Source organism: Exiguobacterium sp. s34, assembly GCF_018617435.1.
In the GTDB taxonomy this organism is placed as follows: Bacteria; Bacillota; Bacilli; order Exiguobacteriales; family Exiguobacteriaceae; genus Exiguobacterium; species Exiguobacterium aestuarii.
Window position 1 is genome coordinate 232,898 of record NZ_JACSKE010000001.1, and the last position, 22,021, is coordinate 254,918.

Below are 22,021 nucleotides of genomic sequence, written 5' to 3' on the forward strand. Positions count from 1 at the left end.
TCATTTCGCTAGACAACCTGAATCAATATTTGATAGGATGACTTTACTAAACGGTCAGTAAAGTAAAAGTGAGGTGCGAATAGATGAGTAAAAAGCAATTATTGTTACAAACGGCCGCTCAAATGATTCGAGAGGACGGCATCAGTCAGTTGTCGCTCGAGCGATTGGCGACGAAAGCGGGCATCACAAAAGCCGGTGTCCTCTATCATTTTGACAGTAAGGCCAACTTGTTGCGTCAGATGAATGAGCTCGCAATTGAGACGTTCGAAACCCGAATCAAAGAACATCTGTCGGATGGTCCGTATCCGTTCACACGTGCATACGCCCTCGCCACATTAGATGATGTCGACCATGGGGACACGGACCTCATCGCCGTCTTCATCTCGTCCCAAGAGGATGCGGCGAGCGAATCGATTTGGAGTAAGGTCTCGACTGATTGGAATGAAAAATTTGCAGTCGACGGACCAGATCAAGATGCGATTTTAAAACTAAGACTTCTTTGCGATGGGTTCTGGTTTGCCGTTTTGTACGGATATAGCGAATCGTTCAAAGATCGCGCAGCGAACCTCATCCGAGAGGCCTGTGATGAGTTGATTCAAGGAGGTTCCTAACATGGGATTCATCTATTTGATCGGGGCCATCGCCTCGGAACTGTTCGGGTCGAGCATGTTGAAAGTGAACGCCACCTCGACGAGCCGGCTTCCGATTCTCGGGGTCGCGTTTGGCTACGGGACGGCGTTTTATTTATTGTCGCTCGCCCTCTTCACCATTCCGCTCAGTTTCGCCTATGCGTTTTGGAGTGGGGTCGGGACGGCACTCACGGCGGTGATTGGGTTTGTCGTCTTCCGTGAACAAATCAGTCGTCAAAAAATTGCTGGAATCGGGCTCGTCATCATCGGGCTTGTCTTGATGAAAGTGTGAGGTGAATCGGAATGAAAGCATATCTCTTATTATTCTTTTCAATCGGATTCGAGGTGCTCGGAACATCGATGTTGAAGCTATCGGACGGGTTTACGAATCTGGTTCCAAGCGCCATTCTGTTAGTCAGTTTTGCTGCCTCGTTCACCCTCATGGGAATCGTCTTGAAGACGATTCCGCTCAGTATCGCCTATAGCATCTGGGCCGGACTCGGAACGGTAGCGACGGGTCTCATCGGGGTATTCGTGTATGGAGAAGTCCTCTCCGCATTGAACGGCATCGGTCTCTTATTGATCGTCCTCGGTGTCATCGTGATGAATCAACGAAGAGAGGAAGTCGTGACATGAACGAGTTGACAGATCATCTTCAAACACTGGAAGAAGCGTTACTCTCGACGGAAGTCAGACAGTCGACGGAGCGATTGCGTGAACTGTTGACCGACGACTTCTTTGAAATCGGTAGCTCGGGACGGATCCTGTATCAAGACTGGAATCAATCGACACTCCAGCTCGACCCGATCGAGGCCGTGTTATCCGAATTCACGTTGCATCCGTTAACGAAAGGTCACGTCTTGGTGACGTATCGTCTCGTTCAACCAGTATTGAAGCGCGAAACACGCCGTAGCTCGATTTGGGTATTCGTGGATGGACGTTGGAAGATGCGATTCCACCAAGGCACGGTCGTCCCGCCGGAGGCAACTTGATTGCCGAACATCCTCACCTTCCGCTACGCTGAATAGGAAATCATGCGTGATGAAAGGGGAAATACAGAATGAACATTCTACTCGTTGGGGCAAGCGGTACGGTCGGTCAGGCCGTCGCGAAAGAGTTGGAGAAAACACATACGATCATCCGGGCTGGACGTAACGGGGCGGACGTTCAAGTGGACCTCACTTCTGAAGACAGCATCCGCCAGATGTATGAGACGGTTGGCCAAGTTGACGCGGTCATCAGTACAGCGGGCAGCACACATTTCGGCCCACTTTCCGAGATGACGCCTGCAGATAATCAGAAGAGTATCGATAGCAAGATCAAAGGGCAGGTCAACCTCGTCCTTCTCGGGCTCGATCATGTGAACGATGGCGGCAGTTTCACACTGACGAGCGGAATCTTGATGGACGATCCCATCAAAGAAGGTGCATCGGCGGCACTCGCGAACGGTGCCATCAAAGGATTCGTGACCGGCGCGGCGATTGAGATGCCACGGGGCATCCGTATCAACAACGTCAGTCCAAACGTCCTCGTCGAAGCCCTCGATTCATATGGACCTTATTTCCGTGGTTACGAGGCGGTACCAGGTGAGCGGGTCGCCCTCGCCTACGTGAAGAGCGTCGAAGGCGCACAGACCGGACAGACGTACGAAGTGTATTAACAGCAAAGCATCTCTTAGCGAGGTGCTTTTTTCGTACCGTGAACTTTATTTTACGTACTCATTTATAAGAACTCCGCTATACTCGGGACATCTTATACCCGAGAAGGGTTGAATGTTCATGAATCACAAAACACTGCGCGATCTTTTCGACGTTCCTCCACCATACGTCCGTCATCCGTTCCCAAGTCGACTACTTCGCTTCATCGGTCGTCCAAAGCGTCCGGAACAATCGACCATCGAGGCCGTCTTCCGTGTCGGTGGCTTTGGTGTGTTTGAAGTGAGTACCCTGACCTTTTTTGAAAATGGTACCGTCCTTCGTCACATCGAACAATCTAATCTATCGATATCCGAAGAATTTGGACTGAAGTATTTCGAAGGCGAAGAAGCAGAACACATCCGTATGACGTTTGAATCACTCGGAACGAATCGCTGACCAGCCATGTTCGAAGAACCCGAAGGCGTCATCACTATAGATGGTACACAGTGGAATCTCAGTGTATACGCCAACGGAAAGCTGATTCACGAACATAGCGGCAGTAACGCCTACCCAGACCAATGGAGACTATTGACTCAGCTATTCGGTATTTCTTGAAGAACGACAAAGGGAGCATCCGCGCTGGATACTCCCTTTCTTTATAACGCTTGAATCATTTCGATCCGATTACCGAACGGGTCTCGGAACTCGAATCGGTCGAACCCTGGAATCGGGATGCCTTCCGAGTAAGTAATCTCCTTCTCTCGAAGCGCTGTCTTCCAGTGACCTAAATCCGTCACAGCATACGCAATATGTGCTTTCGTCTTCTGTCGTTCCACGTTGTCCTCTGCCCCGACATGGACGGAACGGTCGCCGACCTGAAGCCAAAATCCACCTCGTCCTTTCAGTGAGTCCGGCTTCTCGATTTCATGTAGACCAAGAAAGTCACAATAGAATGCCTTCGCCTCTTGTTCCGCTCCAGTTGGAATCGTGAGCTGGACGTGATGAATTCCTGTGATCATGCCTCATTTCCCCTTCCGATAGGTCAGTCCGATATACTGCATCTTCTCGTTGAACAGACGTGGATACGCCAAATAGCCGACGAGCGTCGCCGAAATAGAAGCGGTCGTCAAAATTAAGAACAGAATCAAAAGTTGGTATAGTACCGCTTCCATCGGGTCGGCTCCACCGATGATGAGACCGCTCATCATCCCCGGCAGTTGGACGAGTCCCATCGTCTTTTGCGCCTCGACGGTCGGAATCATGCTCGTGCGAATCGCATTCTTCAAACTGCGGTCGATGGCCACTTTCGGTGTCCCGCCGAGTGAGAGGATGAGTTCGATGACGTCATCACTCCGCTCGACCTCGTCTTTAAACTTGTTCAAGAAGAGGAGCGACAACACCATACTGTTCCCGATGACCATCCCACTGATTGGAATGACCTTTTCCGGTTCAAACGGAATGATCCCAAGCCCGAGCATGAGCCCCATCGTCAGCGCTTCGATTGTCACGAGCGTCAAGACGATGATCCACATGATACCTGGTATCCCGTCCCCTTTTCGTCGAATGTTCTGTGTCGCCGCGACAATCATCAGTAAGATCATTAGCAGCATGAAAATCGGACTATCGCTCTCAAAGACGAACGTCAGGATATAGCCGATAATCAATAACTGAATGATAGAGCGGACGGTCGCAATGATAATATCACGCTCGAGCCCAAGTCGTAGGACGAGTGTCAAGGCGAGCGGGATGACGACGAAGATGAGCGCTGTCGCGAGTTCAATGTATGACATCAATCTTCCCCCCTGACGAATTGTTGGATGACAGGGTTGTCCGACTCATCGATGAACGAGGCGTCCCCGTAAGCAAGCAGTTCCCCGTCCTTCAAGAACCACATGTCGTCACTCACCCGACGCGCCTGATCTAAGTCATGGGTGATCCAGATGACGGTTACGCCGTACGATTGTTGCAGTTTTCGGATGAGTCGCTCAATCTCTTTCACCGTCCGATAATCGAGGCTCGCCGTGATCTCATCGAGCAAGAGCACGTCCGGTTTATTGACGAGCGTCCGGGCGATGGCGACCCGACTTCGTTCTCCGCCTGACAGTGATTTGACGGGTTGATTGAGGAGCGCCTCACTCAAGTCGACGCGATGGAGCAACTCGGCAGCACGGTCGCGGTCGAGCGTCTCGTTGAAGATGGCTTTTGGAAGATTCAAGTTGTCATATACCGTCCCTTGAATCATCGGTGCACTTTGGAACGCCATCCCGATTTTCTTTCGCAGTTCGAGGATGTCCATCTCCGCAATATCTTCCCCTTTGAATAAAATCGTGCCCGTATCGGGTGAAAGCAATCCGTTAATATGCTTCAGACACGTCGTTTTGCCGGCGCCACTTGGTCCGACGAACGTCGTGATCCGCCCTTCCCGAAATGTCCCGGACACATGGTGCAGGATGTCTTGATGACTCACATCTTTGAATTCAATGATTGACATACTTCTCTCGCCTCCTGGTTCTAGTGTACAGAAAAGAGAGGATGAGGTGGTCCAGAATGCAGTCCGGAATCGGCTATCCAAGAAAATCAATCATTAGCAGTTTACTGTTTCGGTATGTACATTTCTAAGGCAGAAATGGTGGAGGAAGGATCTGAGTCATTTCTTCTTTTAATTCCTCTTTGAATCTATTCATTTCACAATCATTCATATAAAAGATTAATTCACGTGGTTTACCTGTCTGGAAACGGAGCATGAACCTATATAGAACTACCTCTTCACGTTCAATTGTCATTCTAAAAATCGGTTCAACAGGATTGAGAATGAATTTGTTCAGTTCTCCGTCTAACATGAGCGCAATTTGTGAAATCAGATATTCATACTCCGATTTCATGAGTAAAGCACCGTAAAAGTGAAAACTCCCCCTCGATTCGACCGATAACGCTAACGTTGAAAAAATAAATGGATCGTCTTCCTTTTCTTCATATTTTCGAGGAAAGAGTTCAAAAAACAATGCAGCACGCTCTACGATCGCCATTTCTTACACCTTCTTTGCAAATAAAATCTATGCTAGACCATCTTTGTTATTGCTGGAGGATCAGCGGATAGCACTTCAATCACATCATTTGATGTAAGAAAAACATAGTGCTCCACTTTACCCATGCCCTCATATCTTCCCAACGACTCTTGGGCAAACCATTCCAGATAACTAGAATTTTTCATTTTGAATAATGTCCAATTCCCGTACTCAAGATGTGCATAATGCTGATGCAGATGCTCTAACGTCCTTAATCGAGAACCTTCATCCGAGTTTCGATAAGAAAGTACAAGACCATCAAACAGAAATGAATATTTCTGCCCCTCTGTTTCGTCACTTAAGATAATTCGCAAAGAATCACCATCGTCCAATAGTGACTCTTTATACAGACATGCTGGAATGGATTCTAACGGAATCCATTTTTCCCATTCATTCATCTAGCTGCCCCCACTCGTCATTCATTCACTTGAATTTATTTTCTTCGATTTTTAGAGCGAATTCCCAACCCTAAAAGTAAGAGACCAAAAATCAGGAAACCAACAAATGTAGTTACGGTCATATTTGTCACCTTTCGAATCATGTCATCTGTTACAACATTCGAGTTACATTTTGAAATCCCTTGTCCGTATAATGTGTTCATTTCCTACTCATTTCCTTGATAAACATAGTCATCTCAGAACAAAATGAACATGTTTATCGTGCTTAAACATAGTCATGTTCACTCAAAATGCCCATGATTCTTTTTGTTATAGGTGAAACGAACAAAGCGCCCGACCGTTTCCATACGAAACAGTCGAGCGCTTTTGTTAATTATAATTTCGTTCGATGACGAAGCTCGTCTTATCCCCACGGAAATAGGAACGCGAGTATTCAATCGCCCGTCCGGATTCATCTTCTGTCACCGTCTCGATATGGAAGCATGGCGACCCAAGTGGGCAGTTGAGGAGCGTACTCACTTTCTCGTCGGCAAGGGCGATCTCCAATGCCTCGGTCGTCTTGGCGACATGGACGTCGTGCACCTCAGCGAGTGTTCGGAAGAGCGAATGCTCCGCCTGCTCCTTCGTGATCCCTGGAGCAATCTTCCACGGAATGAACGAGACCTCGTACTGTGTCGGTTCTCCATCTGCATGACGAATCCGCTCGATTTTTTGAATCGGTGCATTGTCCTCTGTTTCAAACACCGATGCGATTTGACCGGATGCCGAGATGACGGAGATATCGATCAACGCGACTTGGCCACGCTTCCCTTGGACAGCAAGCTGGGCCGCATAGTTGTTCGGCGTATACGACAGCGTCTGCTGAACTTTCTTTCCGGCGACAAATGTCCCGCGACCTTGCTGACGGACCAGATAGCCTTCTGTCGTCAACTGGTTGAGAGCACCGCGCACCGTCGTCCGGCTCACATCGAACTCCTCACAAAGCGCGTACTCCGTCGGAAATTTCTCCCCTTCTTTATAGTGTCCGCTTTTGATGCGGGACAACAATTCATCCTTGATTGCGGTTTGGAGCGTCGATTGCGACATACCTCCATCTCCTTTACGTTGGGTTGGTTCCTTTATTGTGATACAGCAGACATACAATTGCAAATACAAAAAACAAATTGTATTATTTGTATTTTTTATATTGCCGAAAGTTGTACTATTTGTTATATTTGTTACGACAAAAAGAAATCGCTTTCAAAAGGAGGAGTTGGCACCATGGCAGTCAAGGTCGTCATCATCGGCGGTGGATCAAGTTACACCCCAGAAATCATCGAAGGATTGATTGATCGGCAAGCATCGTTCCCTGTTCGTGAGATCGTGCTCGTCGATATCGAAGAAGGGAGGGAGAAACTAGAAATCGTCGGTCGTCTCGCCCAGCGGATGATCGAAAAGGCAAATGCCGAGATCACACTCAGTTGGACGCTCGACCGGAGAGCTGCACTCGTCGGCGCAGATTTTGTTTCGACACAGATACGGGTCGGTGGACTCAAGGCACGTGCGCTCGACGAACGAATTCCGCTCAAACATGGCTTCATCGGACAAGAGACGAATGGCGCAGGTGGATTATTCAAAGCGTTCCGCACCATCCCGGTCTTGATTGACTTGGCGAACGAAGTCGCCGAGATTTGCCCGGACGCCTGGCTCGTCAACTTCACCAATCCAGCAGGAATCGTCACCGAGGCCGTACTCAAGCACTCATCTCATAAGAAGGTCATCGGTGTCTGCAACATCCCGTTCAACATGCGAAACTCGGTCGCAGAGATTCTCGAGACGCCGGTCGAACGAGTCGCGATTGAATTTATCGGATTGAACCATTTCGTCTTCGGTCGTCACGTGTGGGTCGACGGCGTGGATCGGACGCGTGACGTTCTCGCTTCACTCAACGCAGGGAACGACTACTCGCCGGCAAATATCGTCGGTCTCGGATGGAGCGAATCGTTCCTCTCGTCACTCGGCATGTTACCGAACCCGTATCACCAGTACTATTTCCAGACGAAAGATGTGTTGAAAAAAGATCTCGAGGCGTACGAACAAAACGGCACCCGTGCCGAAGTCGTCCAACAAGTCGAGGCGCAGTTGTTCGAGAAATACAAAGATGTCGATCTCGCCGTCAAGCCGGAAGAGCTTGAAAAACGTGGGGGCGCCTACTATTCAGATGCCGCCTGTAATTTGATGGACTCGATTCACAACGACCGTGGCGACATCCAGACGGTCAACACGCTCAACAACGGTACGATTCGAGACTTGCCAGAGGACGCGGTCATCGAAGTGAACGCCGTCATCACGAAGTCGGGTCCTCGTCCGATTTCAATCGGGGCTTTACCGCTCCCGATTCGTGGACTCATCACGAACTTAAAAACGTTTGAACAGCTCGCCATCCAGGCAGCTGTATCCGGTTCTTACGAGGACGCCTACCTTGCCTGCCTCATGAACCCGCTCATCCAAGACGAGAAACGGATCGACCCGCTTCTCAAGGATCTGTTCACAGCGCACGAGGCGTACCTACCCCAATTTAAGAAGGAGGTTTATTCATGAACAAGTTTATTGAAATCGCGGGACGCATCGGGTCCCAAAGGCACTTAGTCGCCATCCGTGACGGGTTCGTCTCCGTCATGCCACTCATCATCGTCGGGTCGCTTGCGGTCCTCATCAACAACTTCCCTGCTGTCAACATCGGTAGTCTCTCACTCGACTTCGTCGGCTCAATGAACAACATGTTCGGCGAAGGAAACTGGCAAGGACTCGGCGGAAGCATCTGGAACGCTTCTTTCGCCATACTCGGTCTACTGATCGCCTTCTCGATCGGGTATAACTTGGCCCGTTCGTACGGGATTGACGGACTTGCGGCGGGGATTTTGTCGCTCGCCTCATACATCATGCTCGTACCTGTCACCGCTGACTGGGGTCTGAACTTTGCATGGCTCGGCGCCCAAGGACTCTTCGTCGCCATCATCGTCTCCATTCTCGTCACGGAGATGTTCCGCTATCTCATCAATACGAAATTGACCATCAAGATGCCAGAAGGTGTACCAGGTGGGGTCACACGTTCGTTCCAAGCGCTCATCCCATCGATGATCATCTTGACGGTCGTCGCAGGTTTCCAACTGTTCATGACGCTCGTCGTCGAACTCAGTGTCTTTGAAGTCATCTTCAAAGCGATTCAACAACCGCTTCAAGGATTCGGGGACTCGCTCCCAGCTGCCCTTGTCATCGCGTTCTTGAACCACATCCTTTGGTTCTTCGGACTCCACGGGACGAACATCATCGGCGCGGTCATCGAACCGGTTTATCTCCCACTCATCGAACAAAACTTGGCGGCTTTCCAAGCCGGAACGTCTGCATTTGATGTGCCATATACGGTCACAAAACCTTTCTTGGATGCGTTCGTCTTCATGGGTGGATCGGGTACGACGTTCGCGCTCTTACTCGCCATCTTTATCGTCGTCCGGAAGCAACGGAATCACCCGTATCACCAGGTGGCAAAACTCTCGACACCAGCGAGTCTCTTTAACATCAACGAACCGGTCATCTTCGGTCTCCCAATCGTGTTGAACCCGATCATGCTTGTACCGTTCATCTTAGTGCCTGTCACGCTCACAATTATCTCGTACGTCGCACTCTCGACAGGTATGGTTCCGAAGACGGTCGCCATCGTTCCTTGGACGACGCCACCGATCATCAGCGGATACCTCGTTACTGGTGGTAGCGTCCGTGGTGTCTTGCTTCAAATCGTCAACTTGTCGATTGCAACAGCCATGTACATCCCATTCGTCATGGCAGGAGCGAAAGCGATGACAGCCGAAATCAACAAAAACAAAGCTGCAACCGAGGAAGGAGAAAAGATTTCGTGAAAACCGAAACGATTCAAGAACTCTCATTTATGATTATCCTACATGCCGGGAATGCCCGTTCTGCTGCATTTGAAGCCATCGCGGCTGCGAAACGCGGTGAAACAGACACGGCGACAGACAAATTAAAAGAAGCCGATACGGCTTTTCTAGACGCACACAAACTACAGACTGAATTGTTACAAGAAGAGGCACGAGGGAAGACGAGCGATATGAGCGTCCTCCTCGTCCACGCACAAGACCACCTCATGACAGCGATGACCGTGAAAGAACTCGCCGTCGAAATGATTGACATGATCACTCGTTTGAATCGATTGGAGGAAACAACATGAACATCTTACTCGTCTGCTCGGCAGGCATGTCGACATCAATTCTAGTGGAAAAAATGCGAAAAGAAGCTGCGACACGCGGAATCGACGCATCGATTGACGCAATCCCTGAGTCTCGTTTGAAAGAACAGACGAACGTCGATGTCATCTTGATCGGACCACAAGTCCGTTACCTCGAAGGAAAAATCAAATCGTCCGTCGACGTACCGGTCGCGGTCATCGACAACATGGCGTACGGGATGATGAAAGGCGACCTCGTCCTCGACCAGGCACTCGGGCTCGTCAATGCCTAAGACGTTCGTCTTGGTCAACGCCGATGACTTCGGATTGACGATAGGTGTGAACGCCGGCACCTTGGAAAGTCATCTGAATGGAATCGTGAATTCGGCGACGATGATCATGAACGGTCACGCCGTCGAGGAAGCCGTTCAACTCGCAAAACAATATCCATCGCTCCGCGTCGGCGTCCATCTCGTCTTGTCATGGGGCAAACCGCTCGCCGACACGAGTGCGCCCCTTACAAAAGAAGACGGCACGTTCCGCTACACGAGCCGCTTCTTAACCGAGACACCACCTGATCCGGAGCTCGTCTATCTCGAGTGGAAAGCCCAGATTGAGGCGTTCCTCGCGACAGGTCTCCCGCTCGACCATCTCGACAGTCATCACCACGTTCATGGCTGGCCGGTCTTACATGACGTCATCATTCGTCTCGCTGAAGAATATGACACGACGTTTCGGGCCTTAACAACGCTCGGGTCGCGCCGAGACTTGTGGGTGACCGAACGATTTAGTGATCAATTTTACGCGGACGGTGTCTCCCATGTGACGCTTGATGCCATCGAACCTGGAGACTCCATCGAAGTGATGGTACACCCGGCCGAGCTCGACGATCATCTTCCAAGTGTCACTTCTTACCTCGAACCACGCCTCCTCGAAAAGCAGGTATTGGTCGACTATAAGCGCCCAGATTGGTGGGCATGACAAAAGCGGGTTCCCTTAGTGGGGACCCGCCTTTTTTATAGGTCAAATGCTTGTTGAATCTGTGCTGCCGTCTCTTCAGGACTTAAATGGGTGTTGTCGATACGGAGATAATGCTCGACATCCAATTCCCCCGGACGTGAATTCAATCGATACATCGTCGCCGTCTGTTTCAGTTCTGCCTCGGACCAAGCGATGTCTCGCTTCGACGGTTTATGCGTAAGACGATTCTCGGTCGTATTGCGCGCGAGTCGCTCCTCCATCTCCGCCTCGAGCTCGACATAGTAAATGTCCGCCCCGTGTGATTCGAACAAGTCCGTCACGTTCTTCACGTAGTCCCAGTCTTCCTGCATATCGAACGCCCAGACGAATGTGAAAATCATGCCAGGCAGATCACTTTTCGCAACCGATTCGAACAGTTCTTGACGGAACAGCTGGACGAGCCGTTTGCCTTCCGCCGTCCCGTAATTGAAGAACGGTCCGACGAGATCGATTGTCATATGGTTGTGGAATAACTTCAGTCCGGTCCGATCGGCGAGCGTCTGTCCGACGGTCATTTTACCGACGGCTTGTGGACCGAATAAGATGATGAACTTCATTGAATTTCCCCCTGCGTTTTTGACGATTTTACCATGAACGTTCGATTGTAGAACCCTCCTAAAATATTTGTTTACCTCTTTCCAATTGAAGGAATAACCATAACATCGAACTTTATAGAAAGAAGGTGCCCCCGTGACTTGTCCCCACTGCGGAAAGAAGACACGATCGAAAACGGTCTGTCCGACGTGTGGCCGCCGCTCACGTCGCACGATTTGGTTACTCGTCACCCCGCTCGCCATTGCACTCATCGCTTTTGCCGCCTTCATTGGAAATGCCTATTTCACCGATATGTTGCGTTCGACTGACTCGCTCGCCGACCAGGTCGACTTACCGATTGGAGAGGATACGGTTTCTGCTGACGAAGTGACGACCGTTGACTTCGATACGTTACAAGAAAGCCTCTTTACCGTCAGTTATGGAACCGGCTTTTTGGTCAGTTCCCGTGATGTCGTCACCGCGGCCTCGAACGTAGCCGGATTAACGAACATCATCATGTACCATGACGGACAAGCCGTCTCTGGAACAGTCGTCGGTCGTACGAATCTCATTGCCGTCATTCGTATCGAAGAAACCGACAAAACGCCGTTCTTGTTGACACAAGCCATCGCCGCAGAAGATGAGACATTACTTACACTGACAATGAAAGAACGAATCAATGGTACGGTCACATTCGCTGAGAATGGATACATCCGAAACTTTGAATTACCTCGTTATGCGTATGGTAGTCCGCTTCTTTCCGCTTCCGGTCGGGTCGTCGCCATCCACTTGCGAGGAATCGCCTTACCGACTGCTTTATTCGAACGAGATTTACGCACATTGATTGATTCAGACACACCCGCACCACCACCAGTCGAACTCGCCCCCGTCGAGCCGATTCGACCAGATTTGACAGAAGAACCGGTCGTCATCCCGGACACTCCAAGTGTTCCGGAGACACAGCCTGAACTACCACCGGCGACTGAACCGGAAGCACCGGCTGAGGAGAACGTCGAGGAAGAGGTTGTCGAAGAAGAGACCGAACCGGCTACTCCTGAGGTGACACCTGAAGAACCGACAGAACCACCTACAGAGCCAGAAGAACCGGTTGATCCTCCGGAAACGGAAGAGCCGATTGAAGAAGATCCTCCGGTGACAGAACCCGAAGTGCCCACTGAACCTGAGGACCCGGTCGAACCGGAAGAGCCAGCCGAGCCGGAAGAACCGACCACGCTCGAGCCGGATGGTGAAGAGGACTCGGTTGTCGAGGACGACCCAGCCACGGAGGAAGAAGTGGTGGAAGAAGAAAATGTTGAAGAAAACGACACAAGCACACCATCCGAGTGATGATGTGCTTGTCATTTGTCTTGCGTGAATCGTCGTTGCAGATTACCGAGTACTGCCCCGAGTCCGAGTAAAAGGATCGATAGCGCCCAAAACGGAAGTGCGTCTTGCAGTAACCAGACGACGAGTGCGCTGAAGCCAATCACGGCCCCGAGCCATAAAAAGTTACGTTGTCCCATAAGGTTCACCTCGTCCTCATCATAACACATCGATGCGATGCGCCGTCGTCTGCGGCGGCAAGGAACGCGTCATTTGTTCATCGTGCTCGACTTTTACATATTGACCGACAAGAAGTGGTGTTTCTTCAAGAAACTGTTCTTCTAAATGAAACACGATGCCGTCGAACGGCTCTGCCTCTCGTGATGGAGCGACTCGAATTTTCCCTTCCAGCACTTCTGCGATATAACCCGTGAACGTCGCCATGTCCTCCCCTCCTTTTCACGCCTCACTTTCTATTTCCCGTTTTTACAAAAGATGCTACTCCCTTGTTTCAAGAACAAGTATAATGAAGCCACAACGATACTCGTGAGGAGGAGTCCATATGACACACACCATCGATTTACACACCCCAGAATTCCAACGCACGTTCCTCGAAATGATGCTCCTCGGAGAATTGACAGACGAGTATAACAAAGAAGCAATCACGGAGCTTGCAACTCGTGGCGAAACCGCATTTCCGGAAGATCCATTCTTCCCAGCGATGCGTGCCTACCCATATATCCGTGAAGGGAATACCGCACAGGCAAAGGAATGGCTCAATCGAGCAAGTGAGCTTGGTGACCATTTCATCCTGCATATGCTGAACGGCATCGTTAGCGAAGATACGGGCTTCACGTTCGAGTCGGAGCAACACTTCCTCCGAGGTGTCGAACGCTATCCCGACGTCCCGCTCATGCACCGTGCCATCGCCATCCACTATTTCGAGCGGAAGTTCTACGGAGAGGCCGGCCTTCACGTCATGCATTATGTCCGTCTCGCCGGACTCGGCCCGGACACCGTACCGATGCTTCTTGAGTTTTTCCAAGTATACGATGACATCCCGATCGAGATGGTCGATGAACTGATGAAGACCGCGAGTGGCTATTTAACGCACAATCCGCACAACCCACACGCCCATTCCTTATATGCTGCCGTCTGCAGTCAACGATTCGCATCCCTTTCAGCCGGACTTGAAGATGAGGACCCGCTCACGGAAGAGATGATTTGGATGCTTCTCGAAGTTGAAAATCACGGAATGTGGAGCGCGACCTACGATCGCAGTGAAGACCGTGCGTTCCGCCATATGTTCGCAGATTACGTCAATAACGTCATCCTCCCAAATACGTCACAGTTTTATGTATTGCGTCTTCGGATGCGTTACTGGACACGTCGCCTGACGCACCGCTTCACCGGTGGCTACACCGTCCCGATGCCATAAAAAAAATCACGCCTAAGCTAGGCGTGATTTTTTAGGTTACCCCGCGTACGGTTTAATCGGTCCGCGTAGGCTGAAGGAATAGTCCTCTGGGTCGACAATCCCGACGACTTCGTCCCCTTCAAGCAAATCATATAAGAATTCAGCCATCTCGCGTGCCGTATGATACTTCGCCACGTTCTCGCTATAATCGAATCCTTCCGTATCACGTGCCCGGTCGGCGAAGCTCGTCTCGGTCGCTGCCGGTGCGAGTACTTTCGCCCGAAGCTTCGCGCCACTATTCAGTAATTCCTGTGCGAGACCTTCCGTATAGGCACTCACGTAAAATTTAGTCGCACAATACGTGACCGAGTTCGGCACGATGCGATATCCCCCGACGGACGAAACGTTCAACAGTTGTGCCCCTTCGACATCATGGTAGTCACGGACGTATAGACTTGATAGTACCGTGAGCGCCTCAATATTCAGGCGAATCATATTCTCAATCTTGCCTAAATCGACATCTTTGATGAGGTCTGCATCTCCGAACCCGGCATTGTTGATCCACGTCTCGATATCGAGGTCGGCGAGAGATTCATACAGACCGTACACGTTCTCGCTATACGAAAGGTCCGTCGATTTGATGATGACGTCACTATCTGATGAGATTGATTTGATCTCGTCACGTAACGATTCGAGCTCATCCTTTCGTCTCGCGACGAGGACAAGTGACTTTCCTTTTTCGGCGAGTAGCTTTGCCGTCTCATAACCGATTCCCGAACTAGCTCCTGTAATGACGGTATACTTCATGTCATCCACTCCTTTTTATCATTTACCCTGTTCTCATTTCCCTACTTTCTGCTTCATGAATCGTCTCAATGTGAATGAAAAAGCCCTGACTTCAAAGAGACAGGGCTTCCCACATATCATGTTGTGAATCTTCCAATCAACGTCTGTAAATCACCGGTCATACTGCCAAGTGTTTCCGCAACGCCATTCAGTTCTTGAATCATGGCGAGTTGTACGTCAGCCGTCTCTCCGACTTCACGCATCGTATTCGCCGTCTCTTCACTTCCGGATGCCATCGATGCAGTCGTTGTGGCAACTTGTCGCGTCGTCTCAGTGATTTCATTTGACGCGACACGGATGTGTGCTGCGTTCTCCGCAGATGTTTGGAGTTGGGTGACAATTTGTCGGAAGGATGACGTCGCTTCTTCTAACAAAATCGTGTTTGTTTCTACCCGCTTCGCGCTTGACGCATGTCGGTCTAAGACAGCATTCGATTGCACTTGAATCGATTCGATTAATCCAGCGATTTTCATAGCGGACTGTTTCGATTGCTCGGCGAGTTTACGCACCTCTTCCGCGACCACCGCAAACCCCTTTCCATGCTCGCCCGCTCGTGCCGCTTCGATGGCCGCATTCAATGCCAACAAGTTCGTCTGGTCCGTGATCGATTGAATGACTTCTGTGATCAAGGCAATTTCGTCCGATTGCTGTTTTAAAACGGTGATGGATTCTCCCGTCGCTACGGTCTCTTTTTCTAATGCGAGTACTTCGTCTTTTGCTTGTCGGATTGACTGTTCTCCTCGTTCCGCCAGCTCGAGACTCTTTTCCACGTCATCGTTGATGGTACCAATCGAAGTGGCAATCCGCTCCACACCAAGGTTCGCCGCCGCCACTTCACGTCCGCTTTGCGTCGCCTGTCGCGCTTGTTGAATCGTCTGTTGAACAACTTGGTCGATTCGTCTCGTCGTTTCTTCTGTTTGAGAAGACATCTCTTCGGTACTTGCATACAATTCTTCCGATTGAGCCGTAATGTCTTGTGCATTCCGACTCACTTCATCAATCAACTCACGCAAATTCGTCTTCATCTGGTTGAACCCGGTAATTAATTGGCCAATTTCATCATTCGAAAGCGCTTTCGAATTTTCGCGTGTTAAATCACCGTTTGCGACAATACCGACCTCATATGATAATTCACGTAATGGACGTGTGACGATTCTCTGTAAGATGACTCCAGCCAAGAGAGCTAAGAGGAACGTCAACAGCGAGATCCCAATCATATAATAATTCGATCGCTCACTTAGCTTAGTAAGCTCAAGTTGGCTCTGTTGCATCGTCTGTTCCGCCTTCTCCTGAATCGATTCACCTTTTGTCGTAATCGCAGCCGTCATGTCTGGCATGATCTTTGTCATCAGACGCTCAATCGTCTCCGTTTCGTTTGCATCGACGGCATCGACGAGTTGGACGGTCAAGTCATCATAACCAATCGCATAAGACAACAACGTATTCATTTCGTCGATTTCTTCCTGCGTTTCCGCAAGCGAAAGAAGTTCAATGATGGCCTCCTTCTTGCCTACTTTTCCCTGTTCGATTTGGTCTAGTCGATCCGGTTGAGGTGACATGACATAGCCACGTGCCCCATACGCTTGACGCATCATTTCACGAGAAAGTTTGTCTGCCGCCAACATCTTCGTCACATCTTGTTTGATCACATGTTCATACTCACTCGTCAGACGTTCCATGTTGAAGATGGCATAGCCCATCCCACATGCGATGACGAGAAGAATGGCAATGATGCCCCCAAACAGTTTTTTGGTCAATGATAATTGCTTCAATTTTTTCATAAACATAGCAAGGATTTCTCCTCATTTCACCTCGATTCTGTTAGATAAAAGGATTAATACAATGGATATATCGGTTGCACACATCAAACTTGTACCAACAAGAAGAAATTTCCTATAAAACATGTAAGGGTTTTCATATAACGTTCACAAAAAGGGTCCCGGTTTGTTTTCCGTGACCCCCATTTGCTTACGTAGTGAATCTTCCAACCAACGTCTGTAAGTCGCTCGTCATATTCCCGAGCGACTCGGCGACGCCGTTCAGTTCTTGAATCATCGCGAGTTGTGAATCAGCCGTCTCTCCGACCGACCTCATCGTTACAGCCATCTCTTCACTGTCTCGTGACATTTGAAGAGAAGATGTGGCAACTTGCTTCGTCGTCTCTGCAATCTCGTTTGACGCGATTCGGATGTGTGACGTGTTATCGACCGACGTCTCGAGTTGACGGACAATCTGTTCAAACGCACGCGTCGCTTGTTCGAGTAACTGTGAATTCGTCTCGACTCGTTTCGCACTGACGACGTGCTGGTCGAGAACGGCATTCGACTGCGCTTGAATTGACTCGATGAGCCCGGCGATTTGTGTCGCCGACTGCTTCGATTGCTCCGCGAGTTTACGTACCTCTTCTGCGACCACGGCAAAGCCTTTTCCTTGCTCTCCGGCACGTGCGGCTTCGATCGCCGCGTTCAACGCTAACAAGTTCGTCTGGTCGGTGATGGATTGGATGACCTCTGTGATGAGAGCGATCTCGTCAGACTGTTGTTTCAAGGCCGAAATCGACTCACCGGTGAGACGTGTCTCCCGCTCAAGTGCACGTACTTCGTCTTTTGCCTGAGTCATCGTCGATCCACCTTCTTCGGCGAGCTTCAAACTTTGGGACACATCATCATCAATCGAGACAATCGAGCCTGCGATTTGACCGATCCCTTCGTCGGCAGCTGCTACGGCGCGGGCCGAGCCACTCGCTTCTTTCGCTTGTGCGACCGTCTCTTCCACAACGCGGTCGATGAGACGTGTCGTCTCTTCAGTTTGCGACGCCATCTCTTCTGTACTCGCATACAGTTCTTCGGATTGAGCTGTAATTTCTTGTGCGTTTTGTGTGACGCGGTCAATGAGGTCGCGCAAGTTCCCTTTCATCCGGTTGAAGCCTGTCATCAATTGTCCGATTTCATCTTGCGTGAGTGCTTCAAGGTCGGCGCGTGTCAAATCACCTTCCGCGACCACGTCCACTTCTTTCGCTAAAAAGCGCAACGGTGCCGTCACCATCCGACTGATGGCATATCCTGCCCCGAGCATCAATACAACGCTCACGATGGCGATGACGACTGAATATAAGAATGCACGCTCACCCGCCTGTTTGAGTTCGGTTTGCATCGCCAACATGTCCTTCTCGGTCTCGGCTTGAAGCGCCTCCCCTGTCGACGAAATCGACTTCGTGACGTCTGGCATGAGACGGAGTGTCAAGCGGTCGATCGCCTCTTGATCATTTTGATCGATGGCCGTGATCGCCTGTGTCGCGAGCGCATCGTACCCCGTCGCATATTCAAGTAATGCTTCGTACTCGTTTCGTTCGGATTCATTGTCAGCCAGTCCAATCAATGATTCGATGGCTACCTTCTTTTCTTCTCCGCCTTGGATGATTTGTTGTTTGCGCTCATCATCCTGCACCAAAACATACCCGCGGACCCCATATGCTTGACGAACCATTCCGAGCGCCAAGTCATCTGCTGCTTTCATTTTCATGACATCGTTTGAGATCATCTGTTCATACTGACTCGTCATGCGTTCAAGCGTCCATAGATTGTATCCCATCCCGACGAACGTCAAAATAAGGAGCAACCCGATACTTCCCATAATTTTTTTGGACAACGTCCACTTCTTAAATACTGTTTTCACGACTTACGAGGAGTCTTCTCCTCTTCCACCTCTTTTTCTCTCTTTGTTTGTGTACTGCCTTTTTTATATCGGACATGACAGCCTAATTTGTACCAACAATTTGAAATTCACGAACGTATTGACCTATCTTTCTATTTTTTTAAACACCATAAAAAAAGAACCAGACATTTGCCTGGCTCCAATCACTGTTTATAGTTTGAATTGAGCGACGCGATTCGATAGTTCGGTCGCACGTTGTTCCGTTTCACTCATCTTCGCCTGAACATCATTGAAGCGTTCAACTGAAAGTTGAACTTTCTCCGAAATCGACTGCGTTCCGTCCGCACCTTCTGTCACGGTCGTCGCCACTTCTTGGATGACACCGAGAATGTTGTCAGTCATATGTCGGAGTTGAAGCGCATTCCCTTCAAACGTCTTCGCCGTTTCGCCGAACACCGTTGCGTCCTGTTCATACTGTGTCGCGGACTCTTCGAGACGATCGTAGTCGGCCATGACTTTCGTATTCAAGAACGTCAACATGTCAGCCGAGCTCGTGTTGAGACGTTCGACCGAATCGATGACCGTGTTCGATACGTCACGAATCTCGTTCACCGTCTGACGTGAGTTTTCTGCAAGTTTACGAATCTCAGAAGCGACGACCGCGAATCCACGACCGGCTTCGCCCGCTCGTGCCGCTTCAATCGATGCGTTCAACGCGAGCAAGTTCGTCTGATCGGCGATGGCGAGAATGGCCGTCGTCAAGACCCGAATCTCTTCGACAGACTGTGCTCCCTTGATTGCTTCCGCGAGTTCAGCCTGTTTCTTCTCAATAATCGTCACAGCCTCCGTCTTCGAGACGACGGCCTGTTGACGCATCTCGTGAGCTCGCGTCTCGACACGTGTCGCCGTTTCGGCGCTATCATTGGATAGGTCGACGATTGAATCAATCGAGCTTCCCATCTCGGTCGTCGAGGCGCTCATCTCTTGCGAAGATGCTGCCGTTTCTTCCATGCCGGCCGTCAATTCTTCGACCGTTCCAGATGTCTCTTCCATATAGTGACTAAGACGTGTTACCTCTGCAGAAACCTCTTTTGAAGATGACAGGACGACCTTCGCCGTCTCATCGACATCAATCATGATCTCACGGAGCGTACCGAGGAACGTATTGAACGAGCGACTCACTTGTGCGATTTCATCGTTCGACGTCACCGGAATCGTCATCGTCAAATCGCCGCCTTGTGTCGCGAGCTCATCGAAGCGAGTCTGAAGCGTACGCATCGGTCGGATAATCGAGCGTAGTAAACTGAGTCCGAGGAATAAAAGGATTGCCACGGCCCCGACCGTCACAGCCACGAGCGCCATGAGCGACTGCATGAATTCACGCTCCATGTCTTGCCCGACGCGTTGCGAACCTTCTGAGTTATAGTCGACAAGATTCGCTAATTTTTGTGTGAAGTTATCATACGTTGCTTGTGACTGGGCATCATAGTACGAACGTGCCATGCCTGTATTTCCTGTCGAGCTGAACGTCAACATGTTGTCCGAGACACGTTGATACATCTCCCATTGACGCGAGAAGTTTTCGAAAAGTTCTTTATCCGTCTCACCTGTCGCCGTTTTTGCGTACTTCGGTGCAATCGTATTGATTTCATCTCGAATCTCTTTCATCTGCGCCATCAGTTCTTCTTTTTGCGCCGCATCTTCCGTTACGATGTGATCGAGTTCGAGCGTTCGATAGTTCGCTGCGAGCGTATTGAGTTCGTGGGCATAATCAAGCCCCTTATTCCAGTTGTTGACGATATCGTCCGCTTGGCGATTCGCATCACTCATTGACAATAGTGCGTATCCGCCGACACCAACGACCATGACGAGTGATATGATGATTAGTCCCCACAATTTTTGACGAATCGTCAAGTTCTTGCCGACATTCGCCCCGAAAGATGTCGTGCGTTCACGCTTCTCTCTACGTTTTCGTTTGAGTGTCGGTTTCCACGTCCATGTCGGTTTTCGTTTGATCCGACTAAGTGTCTTAGACCAGATTGATTTCCATGCCATCTATGTATTCCCCTCTCAATCATGCAGTGTTTCCTATACTATCGACAATTTTCTGAAAATAGTGAAGGGGATTGACCAAACTTAAAAAAGGTGACTCCGAAATGCAAGAGTCACCTTCCGTTCAATTATTTCGCACTCAATACGGTCTGTGTACCTTCGATCATTTTGATTTCCGTCCATTCCATCACGTTTTTCGCAAGTGGGTCGTTGGCGACCATGAAGTCAGCCAATGCTTCGATTTTTTGAGCGTCGACTGGTTGTTTCACGTTGTTCAAACGGAAGCGAACGACTTTATGGAATGCATCTAAAAATGAGATTTCAAGTTTTGTGTCAGTCATGGTTTATTTCCTCCTTAGGGTATGGGTTAGACTAAATCGTATTCGCGGATGATACCGAGGTCTGCGTCTTCTTGAATCACTAAATCGATTAAGAGACGACCGAACGTGTTCACGACGTCGGCTGTGAGATCGGCACGGACTGGACCGAACCGTTGTACTTTTTTCGTTGGTTTTGCCGTTTCAAGATCGTGGTGTGTCGTCAAGACGAGTGTTGCTTTCTTTTCCGTTAAGACAGCCATAGGGGGATGGCTCCTTTCAATGGGGGATTAGGTTTCTGATAAGGTCGAATCATCCATTCGCTCGAGGAGCTGGATCATCCGATCGAGCTTCGTCTCAATTCGATGAAGCAAATAGAGCGAAACGACGATTGGGAACCCGAGATTCGAGATGAGTTCGGGCCAACTCATGTGACCACCCGCTCATCCTGCCGAATGTCGGTGCCGATACGAGTGAGGTTCTGCATAAGTCCTCCGTGTTAATACACGATGAATTCTTGGGCTACAACGTAATTGACGGATTCGACATCGATGAGTGCCGCCAGTAAATCTCCGAACTGCCGCATCAACGTCTCATCCATCTGACTGCCGAGCGGTCCGTATCGGACGAGCTGTTTCTTCTCTTTCCCATCCACGAGTCGGCGTGTGTCTAAATAAAACATCGTCGCCGCTTCTTCGTAAGTTGCCATCTGTCTCACCACCTTCGCCCTTATTAACCGTTCGTCGGATAAATGTGCTCAATCTATTTTTTAGAGCAACTTAACGACAAAAGTCCCGGATTGTCTGAATTTTTAATCATTTTTCAGATTTTTACTGCGATACTTGAGTTTTGATACCAATTAGGGTATCTTAATGTTCGACAGACATCGTTCAAAATTACGACAAAA

30 protein-coding genes are annotated in these 22,021 nt (G+C 49.8%); 13 read left to right on the forward strand and 17 right to left on the reverse strand.

Translation table 11 applies throughout. The features are described from left to right. Positions 1-83 precede the first annotated feature (83 nt). From KNO87_RS01115 to KNO87_RS01140, 6 genes are all read left to right on the forward strand, one after another. Entirely contained in the window at positions 84-611 is a 528-nt protein-coding gene (locus KNO87_RS01115) for a TetR/AcrR family transcriptional regulator (protein WP_214786618.1), read from the forward strand. Between the two features lies 1 nt (position 612). Beyond that, the gene (locus tag KNO87_RS01120; protein ID WP_074036309.1) at positions 613-921 is read left to right on the forward strand and encodes a DMT family transporter; all 309 of its coding nucleotides are present in this window, start codon (positions 613-615) and stop codon (positions 919-921) included. Between the two features lie 11 nt (positions 922-932). Next, complete coding sequence (locus tag KNO87_RS01125) at positions 933-1,265, forward strand: DMT family transporter (RefSeq protein ID WP_214782007.1); 333 nt, start codon at positions 933-935, stop codon at positions 1,263-1,265. Further along, the gene (locus KNO87_RS01130; RefSeq protein ID WP_214793442.1) at positions 1,262-1,621 is read left to right on the forward strand and encodes a nuclear transport factor 2 family protein; all 360 of its coding nucleotides are present in this window, start codon (positions 1,262-1,264) and stop codon (positions 1,619-1,621) included. Before KNO87_RS01125 ends, KNO87_RS01130 begins: the two co-directional genes overlap by 4 nt. Before the next feature lie 68 nt (positions 1,622-1,689). After that, a complete protein-coding gene (locus KNO87_RS01135; RefSeq protein ID WP_214786614.1) occupies positions 1,690-2,289 on the forward strand; it encodes a short chain dehydrogenase in 600 nt (199 codons plus the stop codon). A 118-nt stretch (positions 2,290-2,407) separates the two neighbouring features. Beyond that, positions 2,408-2,722, forward strand: coding sequence for a hypothetical protein (locus KNO87_RS01140; RefSeq protein ID WP_214793439.1), 315 nt, complete (start codon positions 2,408-2,410; stop codon positions 2,720-2,722). Between the two features lie 200 nt (positions 2,723-2,922). On the opposite strand, the gene KNO87_RS01145 is transcribed toward KNO87_RS01140, so the two are convergent. From KNO87_RS01145 to KNO87_RS01170, 6 genes are all read right to left on the reverse strand, one after another. Beyond that, the gene (locus tag KNO87_RS01145) at positions 2,923-3,285 is read right to left on the reverse strand and encodes a VOC family protein (protein WP_214793436.1); all 363 of its coding nucleotides are present in this window, start codon (positions 3,283-3,285) and stop codon (positions 2,923-2,925) included. A 3-nt stretch (positions 3,286-3,288) separates the two neighbouring features. Beyond that, on the reverse strand, positions 3,289-4,056 hold the full coding sequence (locus KNO87_RS01150; RefSeq protein ID WP_074035973.1) for an ABC transporter permease: 768 nt from the start codon (positions 4,054-4,056) through the stop codon (positions 3,289-3,291). After that, positions 4,056-4,757 (reverse strand): ABC transporter ATP-binding protein, encoded by a 702-nt coding sequence (locus KNO87_RS01155; protein WP_214793433.1) that lies wholly within the window; start codon positions 4,755-4,757, stop codon positions 4,056-4,058. Before KNO87_RS01155 ends, KNO87_RS01150 begins: the two co-directional genes overlap by 1 nt. Positions 4,758-4,881: 124 nt before the next feature. Then, complete coding sequence (locus KNO87_RS01160; RefSeq protein WP_214793430.1) at positions 4,882-5,292, reverse strand: hypothetical protein; 411 nt, start codon at positions 5,290-5,292, stop codon at positions 4,882-4,884. Between the two features lie 32 nt (positions 5,293-5,324). After that, positions 5,325-5,729, reverse strand: a complete 405-nt coding sequence (locus KNO87_RS01165) for a hypothetical protein (RefSeq protein WP_214793396.1) — start codon at positions 5,727-5,729, stop codon at positions 5,325-5,327. A 369-nt stretch (positions 5,730-6,098) separates the two neighbouring features. Next, complete coding sequence (locus KNO87_RS01170) at positions 6,099-6,815, reverse strand: GntR family transcriptional regulator (protein WP_214793393.1); 717 nt, start codon at positions 6,813-6,815, stop codon at positions 6,099-6,101. A 174-nt stretch (positions 6,816-6,989) separates the two neighbouring features. On the opposite strand from KNO87_RS01170, the gene KNO87_RS01175 reads away from it, so the two are divergent. Genes KNO87_RS01175 through KNO87_RS01195 form a run of 5 tightly spaced genes read left to right on the forward strand, consistent with a single transcriptional unit; the run spans position 6,990 to position 10,932 of the window. Beyond that, complete coding sequence (locus KNO87_RS01175) at positions 6,990-8,309, forward strand: 6-phospho-beta-glucosidase (protein ID WP_214786601.1); 1,320 nt, start codon at positions 6,990-6,992, stop codon at positions 8,307-8,309. Continuing rightward, entirely contained in the window at positions 8,306-9,625 is a 1,320-nt protein-coding gene (locus tag KNO87_RS01180; RefSeq protein WP_214793390.1) for a PTS sugar transporter subunit IIC, read from the forward strand. The genes KNO87_RS01175 and KNO87_RS01180 overlap by 4 nt, the downstream gene beginning before the upstream one ends. Before the next feature lie 29 nt (positions 9,626-9,654). Beyond that, positions 9,655-9,954 carry a PTS sugar transporter subunit IIA gene (locus KNO87_RS01185; protein WP_214793820.1) on the forward strand — a complete coding sequence of 100 codons (300 nt, stop codon included), beginning with the start codon at positions 9,655-9,657 and terminating at the stop codon, positions 9,952-9,954. Then, positions 9,951-10,244 carry a PTS sugar transporter subunit IIB gene (locus tag KNO87_RS01190; protein WP_214786597.1) on the forward strand — a complete coding sequence of 98 codons (294 nt, stop codon included), beginning with the start codon at positions 9,951-9,953 and terminating at the stop codon, positions 10,242-10,244. Before KNO87_RS01185 ends, KNO87_RS01190 begins: the two co-directional genes overlap by 4 nt. Next, complete coding sequence (locus tag KNO87_RS01195; RefSeq protein ID WP_214793387.1) at positions 10,237-10,932, forward strand: carbohydrate deacetylase; 696 nt, start codon at positions 10,237-10,239, stop codon at positions 10,930-10,932. The genes KNO87_RS01190 and KNO87_RS01195 overlap by 8 nt, the downstream gene beginning before the upstream one ends. 35 nt (positions 10,933-10,967) lie before the next feature. Here the strand turns inward: KNO87_RS01195 and KNO87_RS01200 are convergent, their stop codons facing one another. Further along, a complete protein-coding gene (locus KNO87_RS01200; protein WP_214793385.1) occupies positions 10,968-11,528 on the reverse strand; it encodes an AAA family ATPase in 561 nt (186 codons plus the stop codon). Positions 11,529-11,661: 133 nt separating this feature from the next. Here KNO87_RS01200 and KNO87_RS01205 point away from each other — a divergent pair, with 133 nt between their 5' ends. Next, positions 11,662-12,852, forward strand: coding sequence for a S1 family serine peptidase (locus KNO87_RS01205; protein WP_214793382.1), 1,191 nt, complete (start codon positions 11,662-11,664; stop codon positions 12,850-12,852). An 11-nt stretch (positions 12,853-12,863) separates the two neighbouring features. On the opposite strand, the gene KNO87_RS01210 is transcribed toward KNO87_RS01205, so the two are convergent. Next, the gene (locus KNO87_RS01210; protein WP_214694121.1) at positions 12,864-13,028 is read right to left on the reverse strand and encodes a hypothetical protein; all 165 of its coding nucleotides are present in this window, start codon (positions 13,026-13,028) and stop codon (positions 12,864-12,866) included. A gap of 19 nt (positions 13,029-13,047) precedes the next feature. Beyond that, positions 13,048-13,272, reverse strand: a complete 225-nt coding sequence (locus KNO87_RS01215) for a YobA family protein (protein WP_214786589.1) — start codon at positions 13,270-13,272, stop codon at positions 13,048-13,050. A 118-nt stretch (positions 13,273-13,390) separates the two neighbouring features. On the opposite strand from KNO87_RS01215, the gene KNO87_RS01220 reads away from it, so the two are divergent. Beyond that, the gene (locus KNO87_RS01220; protein WP_214793379.1) at positions 13,391-14,266 is read left to right on the forward strand and encodes a tetratricopeptide repeat protein; all 876 of its coding nucleotides are present in this window, start codon (positions 13,391-13,393) and stop codon (positions 14,264-14,266) included. Positions 14,267-14,302: 36 nt separating this feature from the next. On the opposite strand, the gene KNO87_RS01225 is transcribed toward KNO87_RS01220, so the two are convergent. The 8 genes from KNO87_RS01225 to KNO87_RS01260 all read right to left on the reverse strand — a co-directional run bounded on the left by KNO87_RS01225 (position 14,303) and on the right by KNO87_RS01260 (position 21,823). Continuing rightward, positions 14,303-15,052, reverse strand: coding sequence for an SDR family NAD(P)-dependent oxidoreductase (locus KNO87_RS01225; RefSeq protein ID WP_214793376.1), 750 nt, complete (start codon positions 15,050-15,052; stop codon positions 14,303-14,305). 116 nt (positions 15,053-15,168) lie between these two features. Then, positions 15,169-16,878 (reverse strand): methyl-accepting chemotaxis protein, encoded by a 1,710-nt coding sequence (locus KNO87_RS01230; protein WP_251126721.1) that lies wholly within the window; start codon positions 16,876-16,878, stop codon positions 15,169-15,171. Positions 16,879-17,059: 181 nt separating this feature from the next. After that, on the reverse strand, positions 17,060-18,766 hold the full coding sequence (locus KNO87_RS01235) for a methyl-accepting chemotaxis protein (protein ID WP_353048757.1): 1,707 nt from the start codon (positions 18,764-18,766) through the stop codon (positions 17,060-17,062). Positions 18,767-18,955: 189 nt separating this feature from the next. Further along, positions 18,956-20,800 carry a methyl-accepting chemotaxis protein gene (locus KNO87_RS01240; RefSeq protein ID WP_214793374.1) on the reverse strand — a complete coding sequence of 615 codons (1,845 nt, stop codon included), beginning with the start codon at positions 20,798-20,800 and terminating at the stop codon, positions 18,956-18,958. Positions 20,801-20,925: 125 nt separating this feature from the next. After that, positions 20,926-21,138, reverse strand: coding sequence for a DUF2922 family protein (locus tag KNO87_RS01245; RefSeq protein ID WP_214786581.1), 213 nt, complete (start codon positions 21,136-21,138; stop codon positions 20,926-20,928). A gap of 26 nt (positions 21,139-21,164) precedes the next feature. Further along, entirely contained in the window at positions 21,165-21,377 is a 213-nt protein-coding gene (locus KNO87_RS01250) for a hypothetical protein (protein WP_214793371.1), read from the reverse strand. A 27-nt stretch (positions 21,378-21,404) separates the two neighbouring features. Then, on the reverse strand, positions 21,405-21,545 hold the full coding sequence (locus tag KNO87_RS01255; protein WP_214694127.1) for a YvrJ family protein: 141 nt from the start codon (positions 21,543-21,545) through the stop codon (positions 21,405-21,407). Between the two features lie 68 nt (positions 21,546-21,613). After that, a complete protein-coding gene (locus KNO87_RS01260; RefSeq protein WP_214793368.1) occupies positions 21,614-21,823 on the reverse strand; it encodes a hypothetical protein in 210 nt (69 codons plus the stop codon). Positions 21,824-22,021: the final 198 nt, after the last annotated feature.